12 protein-coding genes are annotated in these 13,927 nt (G+C 66.2%); 10 read left to right on the forward strand and 2 right to left on the reverse strand.

Annotated features, from left to right (window positions below):
• Nucleotides 1-22: 22 nt before the first annotated feature.
• The gene (locus tag ACFU5M_RS32230; RefSeq protein ID WP_379055007.1) at nucleotides 23-862 is read right to left on the reverse strand and encodes an HAD family hydrolase; all 840 of its coding nucleotides are present in this window, start codon (nucleotides 860-862) and stop codon (nucleotides 23-25) included.
• A 154-nt stretch (nucleotides 863-1,016) separates the two neighbouring features.
• Between ACFU5M_RS32230 and ACFU5M_RS32235 the strand changes: the two genes are divergently transcribed.
• The 9 genes from ACFU5M_RS32235 (at nucleotide 1,017) to ACFU5M_RS32275 (ending at nucleotide 12,197) form a co-directional block, all read left to right on the forward strand.
• Nucleotides 1,017-1,991, forward strand: a complete 975-nt coding sequence (locus ACFU5M_RS32235; RefSeq protein ID WP_379054985.1) for an ABC transporter permease — start codon at nucleotides 1,017-1,019, stop codon at nucleotides 1,989-1,991.
• Between the two features lie 67 nt (nucleotides 1,992-2,058).
• A complete protein-coding gene (locus tag ACFU5M_RS32240; RefSeq protein ID WP_379054987.1) occupies nucleotides 2,059-2,979 on the forward strand; it encodes an ABC transporter permease in 921 nt (306 codons plus the stop codon).
• Nucleotides 2,976-4,844, forward strand: a complete 1,869-nt coding sequence (locus ACFU5M_RS32245; RefSeq protein ID WP_379054989.1) for an ABC transporter ATP-binding protein — start codon at nucleotides 2,976-2,978, stop codon at nucleotides 4,842-4,844. Before ACFU5M_RS32240 ends, ACFU5M_RS32245 begins: the two co-directional genes overlap by 4 nt.
• A 13-nt stretch (nucleotides 4,845-4,857) precedes the next feature.
• Nucleotides 4,858-6,543 carry an ABC transporter family substrate-binding protein gene (locus ACFU5M_RS32250; RefSeq protein WP_379054991.1) on the forward strand — a complete coding sequence of 562 codons (1,686 nt, stop codon included), beginning with the start codon at nucleotides 4,858-4,860 and terminating at the stop codon, nucleotides 6,541-6,543.
• Nucleotides 6,540-8,240 carry an ABC transporter family substrate-binding protein gene (locus ACFU5M_RS32255; protein ID WP_379054993.1) on the forward strand — a complete coding sequence of 567 codons (1,701 nt, stop codon included), beginning with the start codon at nucleotides 6,540-6,542 and terminating at the stop codon, nucleotides 8,238-8,240. The genes ACFU5M_RS32250 and ACFU5M_RS32255 overlap by 4 nt, the downstream gene beginning before the upstream one ends.
• 39 nt (nucleotides 8,241-8,279) lie before the next feature.
• The gene (locus ACFU5M_RS32260; RefSeq protein WP_379054995.1) at nucleotides 8,280-9,950 is read left to right on the forward strand and encodes an ABC transporter family substrate-binding protein; all 1,671 of its coding nucleotides are present in this window, start codon (nucleotides 8,280-8,282) and stop codon (nucleotides 9,948-9,950) included.
• The gene (locus ACFU5M_RS32265) at nucleotides 9,947-10,606 is read left to right on the forward strand and encodes a hypothetical protein (RefSeq protein ID WP_379054997.1); all 660 of its coding nucleotides are present in this window, start codon (nucleotides 9,947-9,949) and stop codon (nucleotides 10,604-10,606) included. The genes ACFU5M_RS32260 and ACFU5M_RS32265 overlap by 4 nt, the downstream gene beginning before the upstream one ends.
• A 128-nt stretch (nucleotides 10,607-10,734) precedes the next feature.
• Complete coding sequence (locus tag ACFU5M_RS32270) at nucleotides 10,735-11,472, forward strand: FadR/GntR family transcriptional regulator (RefSeq protein ID WP_379054999.1); 738 nt, start codon at nucleotides 10,735-10,737, stop codon at nucleotides 11,470-11,472.
• Nucleotides 11,473-11,480: 8 nt separating this feature from the next.
• Nucleotides 11,481-12,197 (forward strand): sterol desaturase family protein, encoded by a 717-nt coding sequence (locus tag ACFU5M_RS32275; protein ID WP_379055001.1) that lies wholly within the window; start codon nucleotides 11,481-11,483, stop codon nucleotides 12,195-12,197.
• Nucleotides 12,198-12,461: 264 nt separating this feature from the next.
• Here ACFU5M_RS32275 and ACFU5M_RS32280 read toward each other — a convergent pair whose 3' ends face one another.
• Nucleotides 12,462-13,019 carry a TetR/AcrR family transcriptional regulator gene (locus tag ACFU5M_RS32280; RefSeq protein ID WP_379055003.1) on the reverse strand — a complete coding sequence of 186 codons (558 nt, stop codon included), beginning with the start codon at nucleotides 13,017-13,019 and terminating at the stop codon, nucleotides 12,462-12,464.
• A 118-nt stretch (nucleotides 13,020-13,137) separates the two neighbouring features.
• Here ACFU5M_RS32280 and ACFU5M_RS32285 point away from each other — a divergent pair, with 118 nt between their 5' ends.
• Nucleotides 13,138-13,890, forward strand: coding sequence for a carboxymuconolactone decarboxylase family protein (locus ACFU5M_RS32285; RefSeq protein ID WP_379055005.1), 753 nt, complete (start codon nucleotides 13,138-13,140; stop codon nucleotides 13,888-13,890).
• Nucleotides 13,891-13,927: the final 37 nt, after the last annotated feature.

The raw sequence follows: 13,927 nt of genomic DNA on the forward strand, positions 1-13,927 counted from the left end.
GGCGCTGGAAAACCAACCCAGCTCAAGCCCACCAGCGTTCGAGAATTCGCGCGACTCCGTCGTCGGAGTTCGATTCGGCGATCTCGTCGGCGGCGGCGATGGCCTCGGGGTGGGCGTTGCGCATCGCGACGCCGTGGCCGGCCATGGTGAGCATGGGGACGTCGTTGGGCATGTCGCCGAACGCGACGATGGTGGATTCGTCCACGCCGAGCCGCTGCGCGACTACCGCCAGCCCCGCGGCTTTGGTGATGCCGGGCGCGGACAGCTCGATGAGCCCGTGCTCGGTCGAGTAGGTGATGTCGGCTCGCTCGCCGATCAACGGAGCGAGCACGGTGCGCATGTCCGAGCTGCGCGCGCCGGGTAGCCGGATCAGCATCTTGATGGCGGGCGCGTCGATGACCTCCTCGCGAGCGACTGAGGTGTCGTCCGGGTTGAGCCAGGCGTGCTCGTACTGCGGCGAGCTGACGAACTGCGGAGTCACCGCGTCGTGCGCGCGCTCGCCGACCCGTTCGGCCGCGAGGCCGCAGCCCGGCAGCGCCCGTTCGGCGAGGTCGGCGAGAAAGGCGAGCGTCGGCACGTCCAACGTCATGCTGGTCAGCACCCGGTCGGCGGCGCTGTCGTAGATCACCGCGCCGTTGCCGCACACGCACAGCGGGGCGTAACCCAGGCCCTGCACCACGGGATCGATCCAGCGTGGCGGACGTCCCGTGGCCAGGACGAACGGCACACCGTCGGCGATCAGGGCGCCTACCGCTGCTTTGGTCCGCGCGGTGACCCGCTCGTCGTGATCGATGAGCGTGCCGTCCACATCGGTGGCGACCATCTTCGGCTTGGGCAGGTGCAGGGGCGTCACCCATTCCATCCTGCCGGACGACGTCCAGCCGGGTCCCGGCCGCGTGTCCGGCCGCGCCTCGGACATGCCCGGATGTCATGTGGCACGCGCGCCGCCGACCACGTCCTTATGATCGGGGGCTAATACCGACGCTGGCCCGGCCAGCCGAAAGACCAGAGGACTGATGACCGGCTTCCTGCTACGACGCGCGCTCAACTATGTCGTGCTGTTGCTGCTGGCTTCGTTCCTGACGTTCAGTCTGGCGTCACTGACGTTCCGGCCGCTGGACAGTCTCGAACAACGCAATCCGCGCCCGCCACAGGCAGTGATCGACGCCAAGGCCGAGGAGTTGCACCTCAACGACCCGATCCCGCAGCGCTATATCACCTGGCTGGCGGGCATACCGCACGGCGACTTCGGCACCACGCTGGCCGGGCAGCCGGTCAGCCAGGAATTGCCGCGGCGGGTCGCGGTGAGTCTGCGACTGCTGATCGTCGGCTCCCTGGTCGGCACGGTGCTCGGGGTGCTGATCGGCGCGGCGGGTGCGATCCGGCAGTACAAGTTCAGCGACTACTTCACCACGGTGGTGTCGCTACTGGTCTTGAGCACGCCGGTGTTCCTGCTCGCGACGCTGCTGAAGTACGGTGCGCTGGAGATCAACTCGCTCACCGGGTCGCAGATCTTCCTGTACACCGGCGAGACGTCGGCGAACAAGATCGAGGGGTTCGGGCCGCAGTTGCTCGACCGCGTCCAGCACCTGATCCTGCCCACCACCGCGCTGGCGCTCGGCGCCATGGCGAGCTACAGCCGCTACCAGCGCAACGCCATGCTCGACGTGCTGCAGAGCGATTTCATCCGCACCGCCCGCGCCAAGGGCCTCACCCGCAGCAAGGCGCTGTACAAACACGGCCTGCGCACGGCGCTGATTCCGATGGCCACGCTGTTCGCCTACAGTTTCGGCGCTCTGATCACCGGCGCGACGTTCACCGAGAAGATCTTCGGCTGGCACGGTGTCGGGGAGTGGCTGGTCGACTCGATCAACGCGCAGGACTTGTACGTCGTGGTGACGGTGACCGCGTTCGCCGGCCTGGTCGTGCTGGTGTCGGGGCTGCTGTCCGACATCGTGTACGCGATTCTCGACCCCAGGGTGCGTGTGTAGTGAGTGAGCGAGCCATCGATACCGCACCGCCGGTCACGGCGGAGCCGAGCACTAGCGAGGCGCAGTCGTGACCGAAGCCGAGATCATCGTCCAAGGCGCCCCCGAGGTCACCGCGACCGGACGGCGCAGGCTGGTCCTGCGGCGCTTCCTGCGCAACAAGCCCGCCGTCGCGGGTGGCTTGATCCTCATCGCGCTGTTCGTCGCGAGCTTCGCGCTGCCGCCGTTGCTGGCCTACGACTACCAGCAACTGGACTACACCGCCCTGCTCAAACCACCGAGCGCGAAACATCCGTTCGGCACCACCCAGATCGGTCAGGACGTGCTCGCGCAGACTCTGCGCGGATTGCAGAAATCGCTGGTCATCGGCCTGTGCGTCGCGCTGTTGTCCACCACGATCGCGGCCACCGCCGGTTCGCTGGCCGGATTGCTCGGCGGCTGGACCGATCGCGCGATCATGTGGCTGGTCGACCTGCTGCTGGTGGTCCCGAGCTTCATCATCATCGCGCTGTTCGCGCCGCGCACCAAGGGCAGCGGTTCCATCCTGCTGCTGATCGTCCTGCTGTCCGGCTTCGGCTGGATGATCTCGGCGCGGATCGTGCGCGGGCTGACACTGAGCCTGCGTGATCGCGAATTCGTCCGGGCCGCGCGGTACATGGGGGCGCCCACCCGCACGGTGATCCTCAGTCACGTCATCCCGAACATCGCCTCGATCCTGATCATCGACACCACCCTCACCGTCGGCTCGGCGATCATGGCCGAAACGGGGTTGAGCTTCCTCGGTTTCGGTGTGCAGCCGCCGGACGTATCGCTCGGTTCGCTGATCGCCGCGGGCACCAAATCAGCGTTGACTTATCCCTGGCTGTTCCTGTTCGCAGGTGGTCTGCTGATCATCACCGTGCTGTGCGCCAACCTCGTCGGTGACGGACTGCGCGACGCGTTCGATCCCGGCGCGAAGCGGGCTCGGTCGAAGAAGAAGGCGAAAGCATGACGAGCGCAGGAGCAACCGGGCAGACGGCCTCGACCGCGCCGCTGCTGGAGATCACCGATCTGCGGGTGTCCTTTCCCAGCGAGGAGGGCCGGATCGACGCGGTCCGCGGTGTCACCTACACGGTGTCCGACGGCGAGGTGCTCGCCATCGTCGGTGAATCCGGTTCCGGCAAGTCGGTGTCCTCGCTGGCGGTGATGGGATTGCTGCCGGAGCAGGCACGTATCACCGGTTCCATCCGGTTCCGCGGACGCGAACTGCTCGGGCTCGGCGACCGCGAATTGTCCAGGCTGCGCGGCAGTTCCATCAGCATGGTGTTCCAGGACCCGCTGTCGGCGCTGACGCCGGTGTACCGGGTGGGTGATCAGATCGCCGAAGCCCTGCTGGCGCACGGCAAGATGGGCAGGAGCGAAGCCGCGAAGCGCGCGGTGGAACTGCTCGACCTGGTCGGCATCCCGGATCCGCGGGTGCGGGTCAAAGCGTTCCCGCACGAGTTCTCCGGCGGCCAGCGCCAGCGTGTGGTCATCGCGATGGCGATCGCGAACGATCCGGCGCTGATCATCTGCGACGAGCCGACCACCGCACTGGACGTGACGGTGCAGAAGCAGATCCTGAACCTGCTGCGCAAGGCCCGCGATATCACCGGCGCGGGCGTCATCATGATCACCCACGACATGGGCATCGCCGCGACGCTGGCCGACCGCGTCGCCGTCATGTACGCGGGCAGAATCGTCGAGACCGCCACCGCCGCGGACCTGTTCAGCGCGCCCCGGATGCCCTACACCGTCGGCCTGCTCGGCTCGATCCCGCGCATGGACGGTCCGCCACGGCGGCCGCTGATCCCGATCGTCGGCGCGCCGCCCGCCATGCACGCGCTGCCGCCGGGCTGCTCGTTCGCACCGCGCTGCCCGGTGGCGATCGACGAATGCAGGACCGCGGAACCACCGCTGGAGGCGGTCGAACCCGGGCATGCCGCCGCCTGCATTCGCACCGCCGAGGTCGGCGCCGACGACCTGTTCGAGGCCTATCGCCGCGAGATCGCCGAGCCGGACGCCACGGCGGAGGTGGAAACCGACGTAGTTCTGCGGGTCTCGGACCTGGTGAAAGTTTTTCCGATCACCTCGGGTGTCGTACTGCGCCGCCGCACGGGGGAGGTCAGGGCGGTCGACGGGATCAGCTTCGAGGTTCGCGGCGGGCGCACCTTGGCGCTGGTCGGTGAGTCCGGCTCCGGCAAGTCCACCACGCTCACGCAGATTCTCGATCTGGTCGCGCCGCAGTCGGGCGCCATCGAGATCATGGGCAACGACGTCGCGTCGCTGAGCAGGGCGCGCAAGCGGGAGATCCGCCGGAAGATGCAGATCGTCTTCCAGGACCCGACCGCCTCGCTGGATCCGCGCCTGCCGATCTTCGACGCGCTCGCCGAGCCGTTGCGCATCGACGGGCGACCGCGGGCCGAGATCGTCCGCCGGGTACCGCAACTGCTCGAGCAGGTCGGGCTGCGCCCGGAGCATGCCGACCGCTACCCCGCGGACTTCTCCGGCGGCCAGAAACAGCGCATCAGCATCGCCCGCGCCCTCGCGCTGGACCCGGAGCTCCTGGTGTTGGACGAGCCGGTCTCTTCGCTGGATGTTTCGATCCAGGCGGGCGTGCTCAACCTGTTACGCGATCTGCAAATCGAGCGCGGATTGTCCTACCTGTTCGTCTCACACGACCTGTCGGTGGTGCGGAATCTGGCCCACGACGTCGCCGTCATGTATCGCGGCAAGATCGTGGAATACGGCTCGGCGGAGCAGATATTCGCCGATCCTCAGCACGAGTACACCAGGGCGCTGATCGACGCGGTGCCGGTTCCAGCAGTCAGCCGATAGTCAGGAGAGCGCGATGCGGATCCGTTTCGACCGATTGCGATGGACGGCGGGCTTGGCGGCGATCGCGCTGATCGCCGCGGGCTGCGGAGCGGGCGTCGACGATTCGGCGAAGGGTTTGTCCGACGCGCTCGGTACGACCAGCGATATCAATCCCAAGAACCGCGACGAGGTGCGCGAAGGCGGCAATCTACGCCTGGCGGTCACCAGTTTTCCGGAGAACTGGAACACGCTGTCCATCGACGGCAACGACGGCGATATCGGCGACCTGGAGCGTCCGCTCATGCCGCGCGCGTTCAACGTCGACGCGGCGGGCAACTCCACCGTGAACAAGGACTTCTTCACCGATGTCGCGCTGACCGGCACCAGCCCGCAACAGGTCACCTACACGATCAATCCCGCGGCGGTGTGGTCCGACGGCACTCCGATCACCTGGGAGGACATCGCCGCGCAGGCACACGCGCTCAGCGGTCGCGACAAGCGGTTCCTGATCGCGATCACCAACGGCTTCGAGTTCGTCGACAAAGTCGAGCGCGGTGTGGACGATCGGCAGGCCGTGCTCACCTTCAACCATCCCTTCGGTGAATGGCGCGGCCAGTTCGCCGGCGACTCCGCGCTCTTCCCGAAGTCGGTGACGGCGACCCCCGAGTCGTTCAACAAGGGACTGGTGGACCGGCTCGGCCCCAGCGCGGGCCCGTTCGTGATCCAGTCCACCGACCGCGCCCAGGGCCGGATCGTGTTGAGCCGCAACCCGAGGTGGTGGGGCGAGACACCCAAGCTCGACACCATCACCTACAGCGTGCTGGATAGCGCGGCCTGGGTGGGGGCCTTGCAGAACAATGAACTCGACCTGATCCGGCTGACCTCGATCGACGAGGTCAAGACGGTCCGCAATACCGATGGTCTGGTGATTCGCCGTGCACCGGGTAACCGCTGGCGGCACATCACCTTCAACGGCGCTCCCGGCTCCATTCTCGCGGACCCGCGCCTGCGGGTGGCGATCTCGAAGGCCATCGACCGGCAGGGTATCGCGACGGCGACCCAGAATGGTCTGGTCGAGAACCCGAAGCCGCTGAATAATCACATCTTCCTGCAGGGTCAGGAAGGCTATCAGGACAATTCGGCGCCGGTGGCCTACGACCCCGACCAAGCGGCGCGGGAACTCGACGCGCTCGGCTGGAAACTCAGCGGCGACGTCCGTGAGAAGGACGGTCGGAAGCTGGAAATCCGCGACGTGATGTACAACGACCCGCTGTGGGTCCAGATCGCGCAGATCATCCAGCAGAACCTGGCCCGCGTGGGCGTGCGGCTGACCATCGATACCAAGCCCGGCGCCGGCTATTTCACCGACGTCATCATTCCCGGTGATTTCGACGCCGCGCAGTTCATCTTCTCCGGAGACGCCTTCGCGATGAGCGACATCCGGCAGATCTATTACTACGACCCGAACGACCTGCAGGGTAATTACGGCCGCGTCGGTTCGCCCGAGCTCAATGCCCTGATCGAGCGCACACTGACCGAACTCGATCCGAAGAAGGCGATCGAACTGGCCAACGAGGTCGACCGGAAAGTGTTCGAGGAAGGACATTCCCTGCCGCTGACCCAGTCCGACGGCAGTTTCGGCGCCCGCGCGGACCTCGCCAATATCGGCTCTCCCGGCCTGGCGTCCTACGATTACACCGAGATCGGATTCGTGAAATGAGAGCAGTACAGCCAACCCGCAACCGCCGGCGGCGGACACGGACCGTGATCGTTCGGGCGCTCACCGTGGGCACGGCGCTCGCGCTGTTGGTCGGCTGCGGCTCGGGCGACAGCGAGGTGAAGTCGGGTTCCAACGCACTGGGTTCGACCAACGACATCAATCCCCAGGAGCCGAGCGCACTGCGCGACGGCGGCAACCTGCGTCTCGCCATCACGAATTTCCCGGCGACGTTCAATTCGCACCACGTCGACAGCGACTATGACCTCTCCGAAGTGGTCGACTGGACATTGCCGGGGCCGATCACCTCCAACGCCGCAGGCGAATTGTCGATCGACCACAATTTCTTCACCGACATCGCGCTGACCGAGACCAACCCGCAGCGAGTTGTCTACACCATCAACCCCAAGGCGGTCTGGTCCGACGGCAGCCCGATCACCTGGGAGGACCTGCGGTCCCAGGCGGAGGCGCTGAGCGGCCGCAACACGGAATACCGGGTCTCCGCGACTCAGGGCTACAGCCGGCTGGCCGGCGTCGAGCGCGGCGTCGACGACCGCCAGGCGGTCGCCACCTTCGGACAGCACTACGCGGATTGGCGGGGCCTGTTCAGTCAGCTGATGCCGAAGGAATCGACCGAGACGCCGCAGGCGTTCAACGAGCGTGACCGCAACGGGCTCGCCAAGTCGGCGGGACCGTTCGTGATCACCTCCGTCGACCGGGCGCAGCAACGCATCGTGCTCAGCCGCAACCCGAAATGGTGGGGCGAGACGCCGAAACTCGACACCGTCACCTACAGCGTGCTCGACTATTCGGCCCGTCTCAACGCCTTGCAGAACAATGAGCTCGACGCCATCGACATCTCGGGCATCGAGGAGGTCAAGTCCGCGACCAACTCGCCGGGCATCATCGTGCGTCGCGCTTCGCGTCCGTCCAATTCGCACATCACGTTCAACGGAGCCCAGGGGTCGATCCTCGCGGATCCCCGCCTGCGCGTCGCAATCGCGAAGGCGATCGACCGTCAGGGCGTCGTCACGGCGCTGCAGAACGGGATCGTGGAGAATCCCAAGCCGCTGAACAACCACATCTACCTCGACGGGCAGAAGGGCTACCAGGACAACTCCGCGGTGATCGCCTACAACCCCGACGAGGCGGCCCGCATGCTGGACGAACTCGGTTGGAAGCTCAACGGCGACGTCCGCGAGAAGGACGGGCGGAAGCTGGTGATCCGGGATGTGATGTTCCAGCAGGACACCTGGGTGCAAATGGCGCAGATCATGCAGCAGAATCTGGCTCGGGTCGGGGTGAAACTCGAAATCCAGACCTTCCCAGGCAACGGCCTGTTCACCGATGTCATCGACCCGGGCAACTTCGACATCGCTCAGTTCAGCTGGCAGCGAAGCATTTTCCCGCTCGGCGCGCTGCCCCAGATCTACGCCTACGACCCGGCGAATACGCTCAGCAACAAGGGCCGGATCGGGTCACCCGAACTGAACGCGCTGATCGAGCAGACCATCTCCGAACTCGACCCAGAGAAGGCGATCGAGCTTGCGAACAAGGCCGACCGGATGATCTTCGAGCTGGGTCATTCGGTGCCCGTCGCGCAATCGGCCGGCAACGTAGCGGTCCGTGCGGGCCTGGCCAACTTCGGCGCCTTCGGGCTGGCTTCCACGGACTACCAACGGGTGGGCTTCGAGAAGTGAGGTCGTTTCCGTAGGACGCAACGAGCAGGAAGGATCACCATGCGGATTACCTCTGCGTGTGCCCGGCTGGCCTTATCGCTGGTCGTCGTAGGGCTGGCAATCACCGGTTGTGGCGGCGACAACGGAGTGACCCCAGGCTCCAGCACGGTCGGCAGCACCAACGACATCAACCCGAGGGACCCGAGCGAACTGCGCGACGGCGGTAACCTGCGGCTGGCACTCTCCAATTTTCCGGAGACTTTCAACTATCTGCACGTAGACGGCGGAACGGAAACTGTCTTCTACATAGTCGAAGCGACGATGCCCGCCGCCTTCGTCAGTGACGCGGCGGGGCAGCTGAGCGTCGACCACAACTTCTTCACCGATATCAAGCTGACCGGCAACAGCCCGCAGCAGGTGGAGTACACCATCAATCCGAAGGCCGTCTGGTCCGATGGCTCGCCGATCACCTGGGAGGATCTCCGGTCTCAGGCGAATGCGCTCAGCGGTAAGGACAACGCGTTCCTCGTCTCGGGCACCGGTGGTTTCGAGCGGGTCGGCAAGGTCGAGCGCGGCGCCGATGACCGGCAAGCCGTGGTGACCTTCGATCAACCGTATGGCGAATGGCAAGGACTGTTCAGCCCGCTGTACCCGAAGTCGGTCACCGCGACCCCCGACGCCTTCACCAACGCGGCCAGGAACGGGCTGCCGCAAAGTGCGGGCCCCTTCGTGGTCACCTCCATCGATCGCAGCCAGAATCGCATCGTGCTCGGGCGCAATCCCCGGTGGTGGGGCGATACGCCGAAGCTCGATTCCGTCACCTTCAGCGTGCTCGACCATTCGGCCTGGCTGCCCGCGATCCAGAACAACGAGCTCGATCTCGCCTACATGTCCGGCATCGAGAACGTCAGCGCCGCGCGCAATGCCGCGAACGTGGTCATCCGGCGCACGCCGGAGCCGGCTTGGTCGCACATCACGTTCAACGGAGCACCCGGTTCCCTGCTCGCCGATCCGCAGCTGCGAATCGCCATCTCCAAGGCGATCGACCGGCAGGGAGTGGTAACCGCCTCGCAGCACGGCGTCGTCGACGATCCCAAGCCGCTGAACAATCATGTCTTCGTGTCGGGACAGAAGGGCTACCAGGACAACGCGGCGCCCATCGCCTACGACCCGGACGAGGCCGCCCGCATGCTGGACGCGCTCGGCTGGAAACTCAACGGCGACGTCCGCGAGAAAGACGGTCGCAAGCTCGAACTTCGCGACGTGATGTACCAGCAGGATCAGTGGGTGCAGACCGCGCAGATCGTGCAACAGAACCTCGCGAAGGTCGGGGTGAAGTTGACCATTCAGACGGTGCCCGGCACCGGACTGTTCACCAACGTCATCGACCCCGGCAATTTCGATCTGGCTCAATTCAGTTGGAACGGTAGCGTCTTGCCGCTCAGCGGGCTGCGGCAGATCTACTACTACGATCCCGCCAACTGGCAGGGCAACAAGGCGCGGATCGGCAGCCAGGAACTCAACGCGCTGATCGACCGGACCCTCTCCGAACTGGACCCCGACAAGGCCATTCAGCTGGCCAATCAATGCGATCGGATGATCTTCGAAGAGGGTTATTCCATCCCGCTGAATCAGGCATCGGGCACCTACGCCACCCGGGCCGACCTGGCGAACTACGGTGCGTTCGGCCTCGCCTCGCGGGACTACACCAAGGTCGGCTTCCTGAAGTGAGAGCCGGACCGGGCCACCCGCTGGCCTATCCACTCACGGTGACGGTCGGCGCCCTCGCGGTCTGTGCCGCTTGGGCGCCGTTCGGCACTCTGGATCAGGTGGCGGGCATAGTGGCCGTCGCGCTCGGCGTAGTCGGGTATACCGGGTATCGGCTCGCGGTCGCTTTCGGTGTGCTTCCGTCGTGGCGTTCGGGCACTGCGCAGACCGTGCGGGTCACCCGCGTTCGCCAGCAGCGCCGCCTGGACAGCCGCTCATGGTTGCAAGTCGAAGGCACCGGTCGTCCACGGTGGCTTGCGGTGTACTTCGACCCGGCGCTGGTAGCCCTCACCGAAACCGAAGCACAACTCACCGGCCGCACGATGCACGTCGCCGGACGACGCTTCTACCCGTCCGGCCGGATCAGCGAGGTCGAACCCCCCGGCCGTCTCCTCGACAACCCCAGCCGTCCCGACCCCGACGCGCTCACCCACATCGCGAAGATCACTTGGCCGCGCCGCCTCCTGCTCGACGCGCAATCCGCCGTCGCCGCCCCTGTCGCCGCGCTCCTGTGGGTCTATATCGATGGCGGTGGCTTGCCGGCCTTCTTCGCGGCCACCACCATCGCGGCGGCGTGTTCGATCTGGCTTTCCGCCATCCGAGGGTCCGATCCGAGCTGACATCCATACGCGGTGCGAATCGTCGATTCCCCCAACCGCGCCGTCCGCCATCTGACCCGAGTCGGCAGCGACCAGGCAAGATGGTCTGACCACTTGACCTCCTGACCACGAAGCGGCACAGTGGACGCATGGCGTTGCAACCTGTGGTCAAGCGGTCGGTGTCGGCGGATGTGTTCGAGCAGATCGCCGCGGATGTGCTCAGTGGCGAGCTGGCGCCGGGGGCGACCTTGCCCAGTGAGCGGCAGTTGGCCGAGGCGCTGGGGGTGTCCCGACCCGCGGTTCGGGAGGCGCTTCAGCGGCTGGCAGCGGCCGGGCTGGTAGCCGTGCGGCAGGGAGACGCGACGACCGTGCTGGACTATCGGCGCGGTGCGGGGCTCGAGGTTCTGCCCAGGCTGCTGGTGCAGGCCGGGGAACTGGACCCCGCCGTCGCACGCAGCATTCTGGAGGCCCGCCTGCACAACGGGCCGAAGGTGGCGGAGTTGGCCGCGCGCCGGGTCGGCACGGTCGGCGCGGAAGAGGTTCGCCCTCTGCTGGAGAGCTCGGTCGAAGCGCTCGCCGCCGAACCGGACCCGATCACGCAGCAGCGGCACGCGATGGAGTTCTGGGACCACGTCGTGGACGCGGCCGACTCGATCGTTTTCCGGCTGATGTTCAACATGTTGCGCGCCGCCTATGAACCAGCGCTCGCGGCGCTGGCCCCGATCATGTCCGCCGAGGTGGGCAACGTCGAGGCATACCGCGAACTTGCCGCCGCCATCACGGCGGGCCGGCCGCAGAAGGCCGCCACCATCGCTCGGGCACTGCTCGAGCCGGCGACCACCGCCCTGATCGAGGTCCTCGGTGGACCGCCGGTCACGCACAGCTAGGAACCATGATGACTGAATCCGAAGCATCCGAACGTGAATCGGTCGCAGCGGACGCGCGTGCGCGGGTGCGCAGAGACGAGCGGGCGCTGCGCCGCGGACTCACCCTGGGCCAGGCATTCGAGGAATTCTTCCGGCACCCTTCGCCGTGGATGATCGGAACAACCCTGGTCGGCGCACTGATCGCCCGGAGCGTCGTCGGCGACTGGCAGCCGACCGATCTACTGGTGCCCGCCGTGATGCTGGCGGTCTTCCCGGTCTTCGAATGGATCGTGCACGTCACCGTGCTGCATTGGCGGCCACGGCGGCTCGGCCCGGTCGCGCTCGACAGCGAGCTGGCTCGCAAGCACCGCGAGCACCATGTGGATCCGCGCGACATCCCACTGATCTTCATCCCGACCAGGACGCTTTCGGTGCTGGTCGTCGTGTTGATCGCACTGGCGGCGTTCGCCTTCCCCCGCCCAGGCCTCGGTCTGACCTTCCTGATCACCATCACCCTGCTCGGCCTCGGCTACGAGTGGACGCACTACCTGATCCACACCGACTACAAGCCGAAAGGCTCGCTCTACCGGGCGATCTGGCGCAACCATCGCCACCACCACTACAAGAACGAGCACTACTGGTTCACGGTCACCAGCTCCGGCACCGCCGACCGCCTCTTCGGCACCTACCCGGACCCGGCCACAACCGACACCTCACCCACCGCCCGTAAGTTGCATTCGGCCTGACGAGAGCCCCTTGCGATGAATGCGCTTGTCCGCATCCAGGACACCGCAGACCCTCGCGTGCACACACCGCAACTGACCATGGACGCGAGCTACTCGGCCGCAGCTTCGCGATCGTCAACGAACTGGACCGCGATCTGCGGGATTCACTCGACCAACAGGACGCAGCGGCGGTGCCCACCGCGCTGACGCATTTGATGACAAAGATCCAATGCCAGCCGGGATGTCACCCGAGTCGCCGCATCGAACCGGTGGCGATCGAAAGGCTTACCGCACGGCGAGCAAACACTCCGCGATCGCTCGCGCCCGGAAGGCCGCATCCGGATTCCCCTCGCGAACGGCGGTGACGATCGCTCCGTCCACCAGCAACGCGAGTTCTGCGGCCATTTCCGAAGCGTCGGACCAACCCGCCTCGGTGAGAAGTTCGGCCAGGTAATCGATCACTCGCCGCTTGTGCCGGTCGGCGACCTGATGCGCGGCACTGTCCCGATCGGCGACCTCGACCATGGTGTTGATGAACGCGCAGCCGCGAAAGTCCTTGCGCGCGAAGCGGTCGGCCAAAGCGTCGAAGACCGCGACCGGGCGGGCGGACGGGTCGTCCGTCTTCGCCTCGACCGATTCGCGCAGCCAGCTCAGCCACCGGCGGTCGCGATCCTCCAGCACCGCGACGACCAGTTCGTCCTTGCCTGCGAAGTGGCGATAGAACGACGCACGGCCTACGCCGGACTCCTGAAGCAGGCGGTCGATGCCGACGGCTCGAATGCCTTCGGCATAGAAGAGATCTTCCGCCGTGGTGAGCAAACGCTGCCTGGCCTGGGTTGCCATGACGTCACGGTAGCAGAACGGAACCGATCAGTACCATCCGACTTGACCAATACGGAACCGATCAGTACCGTCCCAATTCGGCACCGATCAGTACCATCTTGTCTAGCTGGAGGCTTCGATGTCCCGCCTACCCTTTGTATCCCCCGATTCCGCCGATGCCGAGCAAGCCGACCTGCTCGCCGAGGTACAGCGCCAGCTGGGCCGCGTCCCGAATCTCTACGCCGCCATGGCGAACAGCCCCGCTACCCTGCGCGGATACCTCAATCTGCGCGACGCACTGACCAGGGGAAAGCTCTCCGCCCGAGTGCGCGAGCAACTCGCATTGCTGGTCGCCAGTGAGAACGGTTGCGACTACTGCACCGCCGCGCACACCATGCGCGCCGAGCGGATGGGCTTCACCGAGCAGGCGATCGCCGACACCCGCGCGGCGCGTGCCGAAGACCCGCACGCCGACGCGATCCTGCGCGTCGCTCGCGACGTGCTCCGCTCCCATGGCCGGATCGACGACGCCGCGCTCGCTTCGGCCCGCACCCGGGGCGTCAGCGACGCCGAACTGAGCGAAATCGTCGGCCACGTCGCGCTCAACGTCTTGTCCAACTACTTCAACCACGTCGCCGAGCCGGAACTCGACTTCCCGCCCGCGGCGCCGACGGAAGGTACTTCGATGGAAACGAAATGGCGGCCCGCGAGCGAAGTCGTCCTGGCCGAGGGCTACTCCCTGCTGGACCGGGACGGGCAGACCACCCGCATCGTCGATGACGTCCGCATCGCGATCGAAGGCGGATTCCTGCACGTCAAGGTCTCCGACGCCGCCGACATACAGGTGGTCTCGGCGCCGGCGGTCGCCCTGGTGACCTACCGCGCCTCCTGACCCTCGACCAGGAAGCCCGGTCCGCAACCGATTGCGG

This window comes from Nocardia sp. NPDC057455 (assembly GCF_042802775.1).
Classification (GTDB): domain Bacteria; phylum Actinomycetota; class Actinomycetes; order Mycobacteriales; family Mycobacteriaceae; genus Nocardia.

Coding starts and splice junctions, on each gene's coding strand:
- ACFU5M_RS32230 (WP_379055007.1), bottom strand. CDS start 862: ATGGAATGGGTGACGCCCCTGCACCTGCCCAAGCCGAAGATGGTCGCC.
- ACFU5M_RS32235 (WP_379054985.1), top strand. CDS start 1,017: ATGACCGGCTTCCTGCTACGACGCGCGCTCAACTATGTCGTGCTGTTG.
- ACFU5M_RS32245 (WP_379054989.1), top strand. CDS start 2,976: ATGACGAGCGCAGGAGCAACCGGGCAGACGGCCTCGACCGCGCCGCTG.
- ACFU5M_RS32250 (WP_379054991.1), top strand. CDS start 4,858: ATGCGGATCCGTTTCGACCGATTGCGATGGACGGCGGGCTTGGCGGCG.
- ACFU5M_RS32255 (WP_379054993.1), top strand. CDS start 6,540: ATGAGAGCAGTACAGCCAACCCGCAACCGCCGGCGGCGGACACGGACC.
- ACFU5M_RS32260 (WP_379054995.1), top strand. CDS start 8,280: ATGCGGATTACCTCTGCGTGTGCCCGGCTGGCCTTATCGCTGGTCGTC.
- ACFU5M_RS32270 (WP_379054999.1), top strand. CDS start 10,735: ATGGCGTTGCAACCTGTGGTCAAGCGGTCGGTGTCGGCGGATGTGTTC.
- ACFU5M_RS32275 (WP_379055001.1), top strand. CDS start 11,481: ATGACTGAATCCGAAGCATCCGAACGTGAATCGGTCGCAGCGGACGCG.
- ACFU5M_RS32280 (WP_379055003.1), bottom strand. CDS start 13,019: ATGGCAACCCAGGCCAGGCAGCGTTTGCTCACCACGGCGGAAGATCTC.
- ACFU5M_RS32285 (WP_379055005.1), top strand. CDS start 13,138: ATGTCCCGCCTACCCTTTGTATCCCCCGATTCCGCCGATGCCGAGCAA.